Annotated in this window: 8 protein-coding genes; 7 read left to right on the forward strand and 1 reads right to left on the reverse strand. The window is 60.6% G+C overall.

Features of this window, described 5'->3' with window-relative positions:
• Positions 1 to 6: 6 nt before the first annotated feature.
• Complete coding sequence (locus BMW76_RS31440) at positions 7 to 570, reverse strand: hypothetical protein (protein ID WP_143062367.1); 564 nt, start codon at positions 568 to 570, stop codon at positions 7 to 9.
• A 473-nt stretch (positions 571 to 1,043) separates the two neighbouring features.
• Between BMW76_RS31440 and BMW76_RS31445 the strand changes: the two genes are divergently transcribed.
• From BMW76_RS31445 to BMW76_RS31475, 7 genes are all read left to right on the forward strand, one after another.
• Entirely contained in the window at positions 1,044 to 1,724 is a 681-nt protein-coding gene (locus tag BMW76_RS31445) for a vWA domain-containing protein (protein WP_090872341.1), read from the forward strand.
• On the forward strand, positions 1,721 to 2,491 hold the full coding sequence (locus BMW76_RS31450) for a PP2C family serine/threonine-protein phosphatase (protein WP_090872343.1): 771 nt from the start codon (positions 1,721 to 1,723) through the stop codon (positions 2,489 to 2,491). Before BMW76_RS31445 ends, BMW76_RS31450 begins: the two co-directional genes overlap by 4 nt.
• Positions 2,491 to 4,425, forward strand: coding sequence for a helix-hairpin-helix domain-containing protein (locus BMW76_RS31455; protein WP_090872345.1), 1,935 nt, complete (start codon positions 2,491 to 2,493; stop codon positions 4,423 to 4,425). The genes BMW76_RS31450 and BMW76_RS31455 overlap by 1 nt, the downstream gene beginning before the upstream one ends.
• A gap of 1,329 nt (positions 4,426 to 5,754) precedes the next feature.
• Positions 5,755 to 6,072, forward strand: coding sequence for a hypothetical protein (locus BMW76_RS31460; RefSeq protein ID WP_090872347.1), 318 nt, complete (start codon positions 5,755 to 5,757; stop codon positions 6,070 to 6,072).
• A gap of 15 nt (positions 6,073 to 6,087) precedes the next feature.
• Entirely contained in the window at positions 6,088 to 6,348 is a 261-nt protein-coding gene (locus BMW76_RS31465; protein ID WP_090872349.1) for a zinc ribbon domain-containing protein, read from the forward strand.
• A 531-nt stretch (positions 6,349 to 6,879) separates the two neighbouring features.
• Positions 6,880 to 8,136, forward strand: coding sequence for a metallophosphoesterase family protein (locus BMW76_RS31470; RefSeq protein WP_090872391.1), 1,257 nt, complete (start codon positions 6,880 to 6,882; stop codon positions 8,134 to 8,136).
• 3 nt (positions 8,137 to 8,139) lie between these two features.
• Positions 8,140 to 11,601, forward strand: a complete 3,462-nt coding sequence (locus BMW76_RS31475) for an ATP-binding protein (protein WP_090872351.1) — start codon at positions 8,140 to 8,142, stop codon at positions 11,599 to 11,601.
• The last annotated feature ends 105 nt before the right edge of the window (positions 11,602 to 11,706 follow it).

An 11,706-nucleotide genomic window follows, 5' to 3' on the forward strand; every position in this document is an offset into this window, starting at 1 on the left:
AACGCGCTAGCCCGACAACGCTAACGTGCCAAGCTGATCCATGCGTGCCTTGGCATGCTGTTCATGACATGCGTAACGCTCCTGCGAAATCGCGCCGTAGCTTTGGCAATCCGCAGTGGTCGCCGCGTAGTGTTCTATTTCCGTTTGCACAACGTTTGGATTGGCTGCCGGCCCGCCATGGGTCTTGAGGTATTTCTGGTAGGTGGTGCGCTCCATCGCCTGCAAGGAGTTTCTCGGTAGCTCTGATGAGGGATTGAGCTTGCGCAGCGATGCAATCAGGCGCAATGCGTCGCCTTCCGCATCGTCTGGGCTAGATGCGCAATACAGCACCTGGGTAGGCCGGTTGGCCGCAAGAATGAAAGCGGCAATGCATGTCATCGTGACCACGTCGGTCGATGCCTGATTCGGCCGGTAAGTTGCCTGTCCGGCGATCGCGATTCCGTCCTTCAGTTTTGCCGGGTTCATCAGGGTGACATTGGATAGCGAGATGGAGGAGGTCGATAGCAGGTCGGCGTTCACCCTGTCGGCAATCTGCTGCGCCGGCATTGTGGTCTTGATTTCGGTTTGCATGTCAGCAAACCAGCGGGCTGGCACGAACCGGTCTCGCTGTGTGACTGTTCCGACTCTCCAGACGACGGGTTGCGGCGTCGGAATAGCCAGATAGCATATGCCGACCTCGTCTTCCGCTCCGACGGGTGTATGGCACGTTGGCGTTAGACCCTCGCGAGAAGGTGCTTCCAGTTTTAGCCGAACGTTTTGCCAGCTCAGCGTCGTTGGCTGCCAAGTCACTTTTTCAGGGGGAAGGGGAACTGGCGATGAAGCGGGCAATAAGGAAACGACTGGCTTATCCTCAACAGCGACTACTGGCGGTTTTGACGGATGACTCTTCGATGACAAAGCAGCACCAGCCGCCACGGCAAGAACAAGAGCAACGTACGCTGGAGTTTTACTTGCCTGCATGGTTTTTACGCTGCTATTATCAAAATGCAAAAATAAAATGCGCCAAGCGGGACGAGTGTACACCGTAGCGTAGCGAGAAGACCATGACCGAGAACGAAAATCCGTTCGCCAGACAGCTGGCGTTCGGTGCAGACAGTTTTGCAGATAATCCAGAACCGCGTTGTCCTTGCGTGTTATTGCTTGACCGCTCCGGTTCGATGGCTGGCCAGCCGATTGATGAACTGAATGCGGGTCTTGCCGAATTCCGGCAGGATCTGCTTTCCGATGGGCTTGCGGCCAAGCGGGTCGAAACCACCGTTATTTCATTCGGGCCGGTCACAATAGACACGGCGTTTCACACTGCTCACAGCTTCATTCCACCCATCCTTGCGGCCGGTGGTGATACTCCGATGGGCGCGGCCATAAACCTTGCCATCGACGCACTTGAATCGCGAAAGGCCGAATATCGGGCCAACGGCATTTCCTATTATCGCCCGTGGATATTCCTGATTACGGACGGCGCGCCGACAGACGAATGGAAAGCTGCGGCGGCGCGTGTCAGGGAAGGAGAGGCGGCGAAGAAGTTTGCTTTCTTTGCGGTCGGCGTCAACCAGGCGGACATGGGCGTCCTGCGTCAGATTTCGACACGAGAACCGCTCAGCCTTAGCGGCCTGAAATTCAGGGAGCTTTTCCAGTGGTTGTCGGGTTCGCTAGGGTCGGTTTCGCAATCAACGCCTGGTACTGAGGTCGCGCTCAAAGCACCTACGGGCTGGGCGGTTGTGTGAGCTGGCGCTACATCGGCGCCTCGGTTGTCGGTACGTCGCATTCGAAGCTCGAACTTCCATGTCAGGACAGCAGCGTGGTCGTGGAGGCATCGGGTCAAAACGATGCCAGATACCTCATTGCAATCGCATCCGATGGAGCGGGCAGTGCCCGCTTCGCTCAAGTTGGCGCGGAGCTTACGTGTGAAACAGCGGCGCGTGCTCTGACCGACTTCCTGGCGCATTCCCCGGATGGCATCCTTTCGATTGAACCGCAAGCGCTCGTCGAGGCTGTTCGCGTCGCAATTCAGGATCGGGCGACAGAAGGCGGTAGTTCGATGAGGGACTTTGCGTGTACCGTGATCGGAGCCGTTGTCGGTCCTGAAAAGGCGCTTTACTTCCAGATTGGTGATGGTGCGATCGTCGCGCGACGTTCCGGGATACTGGAGTGTGTTTTCTGGCCTGACGGCGGAGAATACGCAAACACAACGTTCTTCATCACTGACCAGGATGCGCAGGCTCATCTTCAGTATCGGATTGACGATAGGCCGGAGGAGCTGGCGTTGATGACGGATGGTTTGCAGCGCCTTGCGTTGGTGTTTTCGAGCAAGACCGTACATGCGCCGTTCTTTGACTCCATGTTTGCTGTGCTTCGGACCGCTTCCGTGGAAGCGTGCGACGAGTTGTCAGGCTCGCTTGCAGCGTTTTTGAACAGCGAACCGGTGAACTCACGAACCGACGACGACAAAACTCTGATTCTGGTTTCGGCAGTGCGAGAGGCGGAAGTGTGATGCAACTGCATGACGAGGCGGGCCGCGCGGTTGTTCTTGGCAAGGAGCTGGGGCGAGGAGGCGAGGGTAGTGTCTTCGAGTCCAGCAGTCTTGGCCGGGACAGCGTCGCGAAGGTGTATCACGCCGCTTTGCCTGAAGACAAGCAGGACAAGCTGCGTGCGATGGCCCGCATCGGTAGCACGTACCTGCATCAGATTTCTGCCTGGCCTACCAAGGTCCTGACGCAGGCCGGTGGGGTCGTCGCCGGCTTTGTAATGGCCAAAATCGAGGGATTCGAACCGATCCACAATCTCTCAAGTCCGGCCAGTCGCAAACAGATTTTTCCTTCTGTCGACTATGCGTTCCTCGTTCATGTGGCTCGCAATGTTGCTGCGGCTTTTGACGCGGTACATGCGCACGGCCACGTGGTCGGCGACGTCAACGAGAACAATTTTCTCGTGGGTCGTAACGGCACCGTGAAGCTGATCGACTGTGACTCGTTTCAGATCGTTGAGGGCAGCCGGCGATATTCCTGCGACGTCGGCGTGAAGCTGTTCACGCCGCCAGAATTGCAGAATGTCAGTTCGCTCAGAGGCAAGGAGCGCACCAGGAATCACGACAATTTCGGTCTTGCAGTGCTAATATTCCAGCTCCTGTTGCTGGGGAGACATCCGTATTCGGGTGTCCCGCTTGGCGGGAATGACCTCCCTCTCGAAGAGGCGATTGCTGTTTACCGGTTTGCATACGGTCCAGATCGCAAGCAACGGCAGGTGGACACGCCTCCCGACGCCATCAACCTTTCTTTTTTCGCTCCAGAAATCGGGCGGGCATTCCAGCGCGCTTTCACCGAAGAAGGTGTGTCGTCGGGACGGCCAGGCGCAAGCGAATGGATAAAGTTTCTGGACGGTTTACGTGGCTCGTTGCGCACCTGCGCCCAGGCATTGAATCACAAATATCCGTCGCATCTCGCGCAGTGTCCCTGGTGTGAACGCGAACGCGCGGGACGACCGGCGTTCCTTTCACAGAGCGCCGGTGGTACGGGCAATGGTTCGACCTCGACCGGTGACCTCGGCACGATATGGGCACGGATCCAGTCGCTAGCCGGGTTGCCACAGCTTCCCGTCTATACCGCCCCTCAGCATGTTGTGACCGGTCAGCTCCAGCAAGTTGGCAAGAATGCTCGTCTCCTGTACAGGCTAAAGATATCGGCCGTGTCTGTCGGAGCATTTCTCACAACTCTTAATCAGCCCGCGTTGTGGTTCATAAGCCTGATTGTCGGTGGTGCGATTATCGCGGTGCTCAAGCATCCCGTTGGCGGGAGGCTTGTCACACTCAGTGGTGCTGCCATAGCGGCGAAGAAGGTATTCGACTCGGAACTCGAAGAGTACAACAAGCTGATCGAGGACCCGCGTATTACGGAACTCTATGGCCGACTCGTTGCGGCTAAAGCACGCATTGATGGATTACCTGCCGAATACCAGCGGGGCATGCAGGATCTTCATGTTAGGGTACGTGAGCGACAACTGGAAGTGTTTCTCGACAGATTCCTGATTTCCGATGCCGATATTGATGGGATAGGTCCCGCGCGAGTGACCGCGTTGGCATCATTCAATATCGAGACAGCGCGCGACGTCAGCTATCACTCGGTTATGAGTGTTCAGGGATTTGGCGATGCACTGGCGGGCAGACTGGTCAGTTGGCGGCAGAGAGTCGAGAAACGCTTCGTGTTTGACGCGAGCCGCGGGGTGCCCCAGCAGGACGTCAACGCGCTTAACGCGCGCCTTGCCAACGAGCGAATGCAATTGGAGAGGGCGCTGCGGGACGGCCTGATTCAGTTGCAACAGTTGCACGCCGCAGCTGTTGGCGTGCGAGGTACTGTCAAGCTTCGTCTCGATACAGCATCTCTCGCCTTGGCACAGGCCGAGGCAGATCTGGCAGCGTTGAAAAGAATATGAGAACGCTAACCCGCTGCCGTCGCGCTTTGGTAACGGCTTTCTGCCTTCTGGTGCAGATGCAGTGTGCGTTCGCGCAGGCACCAGCTGGCCAGCCTGATTCGCTGGCCTTCTTTCTGTCCGCATTTCACGGAAAACCTGTGGCGGCCGTTCCCGAGGTTGCTTACAACCCGATTCCCGCTCCAGCGCCGACAACGTCCAACGTATCGACGAATACGACAGCGGCAAGCGGTAACCCAACAGCCTCGCCACAGCCAGGTTCGTGTCCACCGGGCGCCGACAGGCTAGGCTGCCCTGGCTCATATTCGCCGACTACAGGCGCACGGGCGGTGGCATCGGCCTGCCCTCCCGGATACCAGCGCGACCCGACCGGCTGCGTCATGCCAGCGATGCCGCTGCATGCGCATCGCATTGGTGGATATGGCGGGTGGGCTTGTGACATGGGATATGTGCGCGCAAATGACGGGTGTTCGCAGGTTGTCGTTCCCGTCAATGCTCATCCAGCAGACACTGCATCGGGATGGGTATGCAATTTCGGGTACCACTTTACGGTGGACCGCTGCGCGCCTGTTTTCATTCCGGCAAATGCTCACCTCGCGGCGGATGGAAGTCGCTATGAGTGCAACTACGGCTACCGGGATATGGGAATGAGCTGCGGCCAATGACGTTAAGCGGCACCAACAAAATACAAGACTGAGAGGCATCGGGGAAAAATGGCAACGCGGGCTACAAAGCGGCCGCTCAACAAATGCGGTTCGTGCGGTCACACGTGGTATCCGAAGGGGCGGTCACTGTCGGTGCGGTGCCCTGAATGCAGGAGCACTGATACGAAGAAGGCAGGTGCTGGAATAGGGGCCGTTGTGGTCTTCCTCGCGATGATGGCCATTTTTGGAGGCAAAAAGGAATCACATCCTGCGGCCGACGTTCAGGCGACGGGCGCTTCTGAAGTGCAGGCGGTCGAGCCGGTTACTGCCGCCAGTGCGCCTGAGCCGACTCTCAATGACGCAAATCTGTCCGGTGCGGCGGCATCGAGCGCCGGTGACGAAAAACCGTCACCAGATACTGCACAGACAGGGAGCACAACGTTATCTGGCGGTCCTCAGGCGCAGGCGAACGTAACCCTTGCAGCGCCTGCGGTAGCTCCCGAAGTCGCTAGTGACGTAGCGCAAAGCCCCGAACCTGATGTACCGACTGCTCCAACCCTTCCATCAGTTCGTGACAGGGAGCATCACTGACGGGTGAGGCTCACCAGACGCGCAACGTCTGAGCCGCAAGTCTCAAGATTTCGAGGCTCGGCGCCGATAACTTTGATTAAATCCCCTGGCGAATTCGATGACAAAGACATGGCTGATAGTTCTGGCGATAGTTGTGGCTGCTGCCGCCGTGGCGTGCAGTCAGATCACTCTGTTTATTGTTCCACCGATCGGCGCGTTACCCGAAGGGCGGACCGTTGTGATCGGCAGGTTGAGTTCCACCAGATTTGTAGACAGCGCTGACGCAATGTGCGAGCGCATTCAGGGTGGCGTTAGCCTTCTCTGTCGCGCTGTGGTGATGGGCACGGTCTTCGAAAAGTCGACCATTCTGATGCGACTTCCATATAGCCAGTGGCTTTACGAGATTTCGACTGACGGGAAAACCTACGAACGTTAAGACGGGGAGCGGAGCATGGGATTTCTGGTGGTGGCAGCGCTGATTGGTTTGATTCCGGCAGCAATTGCAAAAGGCAAAGGGCGTTCGTTTGGCGCATGGTGGATTTATGGCGCCGCAATTTTCATCGTGGCGCTTCCACATTCCTTGTTGATGAAGTCGAATCAGGCAGGTATCGAGCGGCAGCAACTCGCCGATGGGATGAAGAAGTGCCGACATTGCGCGGAATTCATCAAGCAGGACGCCAATGTTTGCCGCTACTGCGGGCGGGACGTATAGAACGCTCTTCCGTCAGCATACCGTTCCTGACGGGATCTTCGGCGCATCAGCGAACGCAATGATGGTGCTTGTCGACTGCACGCGCGACTGCTGGATGGAGGCGTCGAGCCTCTGCTCACGCACGTGCGACCGGACGGGAATATCGGGTCCGCGGACGCCAGAATCCCGTCGATCGATGCGGACGTTTGAACGATTTTCAGTATGAAGTTCTGAACACACGCGCAAGTACCCGGATTCGGTTGGCGAGCTTCTCTCTCTTGAACCGGTCTGCGAATGACGGGGGCATCACCTGGATTCGGCGCAGCGGCGGGAAAAAGACGGTCAGTCTCCCGACCGCTAACACAGGCGCCGAGTTCAGGAACTCCAGTTGTTCGGGCGCCCCGTGCGTCCGAAATCCTTACCCGATCGATCTCTTGCTCGCGGTCTGTCCGGTTTCATAGACCAGCTAGCGTTTCGCTTAGAATCGACGTCCGGCATCGGCGGGCCACGGCTGTGCACGTCGACGGTCAATCGTTCAATCGGGGAGTGAACATGCGGTTTATCCATGCGGCGGATATTCATCTCGACAGTCCGCTTCACGGCCTGAGTGCCTATGCGGACGCGCCCGCGGCGATGCTGCGCAATTCGACGCGCGAGGCGTTCTCGTCGCTGGTGACGATCGCCATCGACGAATCCGTCGATTTCATGGTGATCGCGGGCGACCTGTACGACGGAACCTGGCGCGACCACAACACGGGCATCTTTTTCTGCAGGGAGATGGGCCGGCTGCGACGCGCAGAGATTCCCGTGTTCGTGCTGTTCGGCAATCACGACGCCGAAAGCGAAATGACGAAGCAGCTGCAACTGCCCGAGAACGTCCGCACGTTCTCGACACGCAAGGCGGAGACGTTCCGGATCGACGCGCTGAAAGTCGCGTTGCACGGCCATAGCTTCAAGGAACGGGAGACCACTGTGAACCTCGTCGCCGGCTACCCGGCGCCTGTATCCGGCTACTTCAACATCGGCGTGCTCCATACGGCGCTCGAAGGCAATGCCGCACACGCGAGCTATGCGCCGTGTTCACTGGCGGAACTGCATGGCAAGGGCTATCACTACTGGGCGCTCGGGCACGTGCACGAGTTTGCGATGTGGCAGGACCGGTCGACGGTCGTATTCCCGGGCAATCTGCAAGGCCGCAATATCCGCGAGACCGGGCGTCGCGGCGCCGTGATGGTGACGGTGGACGATTCGGGCGAGATCGAAATCGAGCGCCTCTTCGTCGATGTGCTGCGTTGGGAAGCGGTGGAGGTCGATGCCTCGGCTTGCGCGACGCTCAACGATGTCGCGCGCGCGGTTGGTAGCCATCTGGATATGCTCGCGGAATCGGCATCGGCGACGGTGCCGCATGCCGTGCGCGTGACGGTGACGGGAAGGACTGCGGCGCATGGCGAGCTGTTCGGACTCGAGCCGCAATTGCGCGCCGAAGTGCTTGCGCAGATCGCGGGTCTCAGCCACGACCGTCTGTGGCTTGAGAAAGTGCGCATCGAGACGAGCCCGCTGGGCGATAGCACTGCCGTGCTCGATCGCGCAGATGCCATCGCGGATCTGCACAACCTGCTCGTCGAAGCCGAGTCCGATCCGGACTTTCTCGCGATGCTGAAAGAGCGGCTGATCGGGCTGGCGACGCATTCGCCTCACGAACTGCAAGAGATGGTGCCCGCGCTCTTCGATGTGCGCAACGGCGAACTGACGGGACTGGTGCGTGCAGTGCGTGCCGGGCTGGTTGAACAGGTGGCGAAGGCGAACTGAACCATGCGCATTGGCAAGCTCGAACTGATCCGCTACGGCAAGTTCTCCGACGAAGCGGTGGCGTTTCCCCGCTCGTCGCACGATTTTCACTTTCTCGTCGGACCCAACGAAGCGGGCAAGTCCACGATCAAGACGGCGATCACCGAACTGCTGTTCGGCATGCCGCACAGCTCGCCGCTGGATTTCATTCATCCTCAGAGCGAACTGCGGCTGGGCGCGGTGATCGAGCATTCGGATCAGTCGCTGGAGTTTCATCGGTCGAAGGCGAGAAAGGCGTCCCTGTCCGCGCCGACGGGCGAGCCGCTCGCAGGCGAAGCGCTCGCGCCGTTTCTCGGCGAGGCCGACAAGGCGTTCTTCGAGCAGATGTTCTGCCTCGATCACACGTCGCTGATCAAAGGCGGACAGAGCATTCTTGATGCGTCCAGCGACGTGGGGCAGGTGCTATTCCAGTCGGCGGCAGGCATCTCGAGTCTCGGTCCCGTGCGGGAACGGCTCGCGGAAGAGGCCGACCGCCTGTGGAGCAAACGCAAGTCAGGCGAGCGCGCCTATTACGTCGGGCAGAAGCAACTGGATGACGCGAGCGCCGAACTGAGAGCTGCAATAGTCCGGACGTCCGCCTGGCGGGCTGCGCAGGAGACGGTCGACGACGCGCTGGAAGGCAAGCAATCCGCAGAGCGCCAGCATGGCGAGCTGGAACTGAAACGCAGCCGCCTGGAGCGCATTCGCCGCGTCACGCACCATCTTGCCGTGTGGCGGGAGAAGACCGCCGAGCTGCGCGCGCTGGGCGAGGTGATCGATCTGCCGCACGATGCCGACGCCACGCTGCAAGGCGCGTTGAGAAAACTGGCGGCAGCCGACAGCGCGCTCGAAGTGCATCTGCGGCACGCGGGCGAACTGCAAGGCGCGCTCGACAACAAGGACATCGATCGAACCGCGCTGGCGTTCCAGAGCGAAATTGAGGCGCTGGAAAGTACGCGTCACCGATGCGGTGATCACGAAGCGGACATCGCGCGCCTCGAGCAGCAGGTTTCGTTGCTCGTGCGTCAGGTCGCCGATGCCTGCGCGCAGCTCGAATGGCCCCGGGACGAACTGGCGGCGCGTAATAGCGTGCCCTCGGCGCTCGCGTTGCATACGGTCGAGAGCCTGATGCGCGACCGCGGCAAGCTTGAGCAGTCGGTCGTCAACGCACAGCAGGCGTTAGAAAAGAAGCTGGCAGAGATCGCCGATCTTGGCCGCAAGCTGGAGAGCCTGCCCGCTGGGGAAGTTCCCGACGATGTCCACGCCGCACTGCGTTCCGGGCAACGATACAGGGAAAACGACCTCGCGCAGCGCCGGTTGACCGAGGACGCCGCCGACGCACAGCGCACGCTGGATGCGAGTCTTGCGGCGCTCGGCAAATGGAGCCGTCCGTTGCCGTCGCTGAAGTCGATGACCTTGCCATCGACGGAACGCGTTGCGTCGTTGCGTGCCGAGCGCGACGATCTCGGCTCGCGTCTCATGCGCGCACGCGACCGACTCGATGAAGCACGCGAGGGCGAACGTCTGGCCGTTGCCGAACACGATTCGTTCGAGCAGGCGCATCAGATCGTGACGGGTGAGGTCGTTGTGCAGGCGCGCGGGGTCCGCGACGCGGCATGGGCGGCGATCAGGGATGGCGCGGTGTCGGTGGCGGACGGCGCGCCGCAATTCGAAGCCGCAATGACGGTGGCGGACGATCTGTCCGACCGGCAGGTCGGCTCGGTCACGGAAGCGACGGAACTGTCGAACCTGAAACAGCGGGTTCTCGAAACGAAGCAAACGGCCCTGCGCCATGGCCAGCGCGTTGCCGAGGCAGAAGAGGCCCTCGCGCGCTTCGATGCGGCCTGGGCGTCGGTCGTATCCGAACAGCAACTGGCGGGCATGGCGCTCGACGATATCGCCTCGTGGATCACGCGCCGCGAAAGCGCGCTGCAGGCCGCCGCAGCACTCGAAAAGAGCACGGGTGAACTCCAACGCGAACGCGCGGAGGTTGAATCGTGCCGGGCACGGCTCGCCGGTTGTCTTGTCCGGGCGGGGCTGAGCGGCCCATTGCCCGCCGGGCTCGAAGACTTGTGCACAATGGCCGAGCGCTACGTGAGCGAATGCAGGCAGGCGGCGACGACGCAGCGCCTGCTCGCCGGGCAGATCGAAGCGGCTCAGGCCGATGTTGCGAGCTTGCGTCGAGAGGCGGACGTGCACGACGATGCCCACGGTCACTGGAAAGATCAATGGGCCGCCGCCATGACGAAAGCGGGTCTGTCTGCCGTCGCGGATTCGGATGCGGCGACCGGGGCTGCGCTCGGAATCGCCAGGACGGTTCGCGAACAGCTCGATGAAATCGCAGCTATCCGCAACGCGCAGATCGATCCGATGCGCGCCGCCCTGGCGGACTTTTCCGCAGATGCCAGCAGGCTCGCGGTCAAGTTCGACGTGTCGATGCCGGAAGCGGATGCGAAAGCCCTTTCGATCGAACTCTCGCGACGTCTGTCGTCGGCGCGGGCTGTGCAGGCCGAATCCCAGCGCCTGACGAACGAACTGGCGGACGTGTCGGAGCGCGTTCGCCTCGCCCGTGCTGAGGTGGATGAGGCGACAGCGCAACTGCGTCCGCTCTATGCGCTTGCCGCTGTCGACAAGCCGGACCTGCTGCGTCCGCTGATCGCGCGTTCGGACCGCAAGCGCGAACTGGCGGCGGCCATCGGGCAGGCGCACAGGAGTCTCGTCACCGATGGCGACGGGCTGGGCATCGAAGAGCTCGCCGAGGAAGTCGACGCGACCGATCTGCAGACGGTCCAGGCCGATCTGCTGAGCGTGGGCGTCGCGCTGACGGAGTCGGTTAACGCACGTGCCGAGATCGCGACCAGGGTGGCCGAGGCGCGTCAGCAGCTGGCGGCTATCTCGGGCGGCGCGAATGCGGCGATTGCCGAAGCAAAACGTCAGGAGGCGCTCGCCGCCATGGCCGAAGCGGCCGAACGCTTCATCAAGGTCGAGACGGCGTCCACGTTGCTGCGCTGGGCCGTCGACCGGTATCGGGAACGTCGTCAGGGGCCCATGCTGGCACGCGCGAGCGCAATCTTTTCGGAGCTGACGCTGGGTGCGTTCGAACGTCTTTCGGTCGACTACGACAGCCAGCCGCTGGCGCTGGCCGCCGTGCGCGCGGGCGGCAAACGCGTGGAGATCAGTGGCATGAGTGAGGGGACGCGTGACCAGCTCTATCTGGCGTTACGTCTTGCCGCGCTCGAACTGCATTGCGAGCGTGGTTCCGCGCTGCCTTTCGTTGCCGATGACCTGTTCATCAATTTCGACGACAGGCGTGCGAAGGCAGGGCTTCGCGTGCTGGCGGGACTGGCCACGCGCGTACAGGTAATCTTTCTCAGTCACCACGATCACCTGGTCGAGATCGTCAACGAGGTGTTTGGTGCCTCGGCTAACGTGCGATATCTCGGTTAGCGGTTCTCTCCATCCAGCAACGAAAATACTCCGGCAAGTAGTGTCGCTTTCGCGTGTCCAGGGCGGACATCGCCACTTCCCATGGTGGAATCCGCGTCGGAGTAC

Source organism: Paraburkholderia diazotrophica (assembly GCF_900108945.1).
GTDB classification, from domain to species: domain Bacteria; phylum Pseudomonadota; class Gammaproteobacteria; order Burkholderiales; family Burkholderiaceae; genus Paraburkholderia; species Paraburkholderia diazotrophica.

Excerpts from the sequence above, each read along its gene's own strand:
- BMW76_RS31440 (WP_143062367.1), bottom strand. The coding sequence starts at position 570 with ATGCAAACCGAAATCAAGACCACAATGCCGGCGCAGCAGATTGCCGAC.
- BMW76_RS31445 (WP_090872341.1), top strand. The coding sequence starts at position 1,044 with ATGACCGAGAACGAAAATCCGTTCGCCAGACAGCTGGCGTTCGGTGCA.
- BMW76_RS31455 (WP_090872345.1), top strand. The coding sequence starts at position 2,491 with ATGCAACTGCATGACGAGGCGGGCCGCGCGGTTGTTCTTGGCAAGGAG.
- BMW76_RS31460 (WP_090872347.1), top strand. The coding sequence starts at position 5,755 with ATGACAAAGACATGGCTGATAGTTCTGGCGATAGTTGTGGCTGCTGCC.
- BMW76_RS31465 (WP_090872349.1), top strand. The coding sequence starts at position 6,088 with ATGGGATTTCTGGTGGTGGCAGCGCTGATTGGTTTGATTCCGGCAGCA.
- BMW76_RS31470 (WP_090872391.1), top strand. The coding sequence starts at position 6,880 with ATGCGGTTTATCCATGCGGCGGATATTCATCTCGACAGTCCGCTTCAC.
- BMW76_RS31475 (WP_090872351.1), top strand. The coding sequence starts at position 8,140 with ATGCGCATTGGCAAGCTCGAACTGATCCGCTACGGCAAGTTCTCCGAC.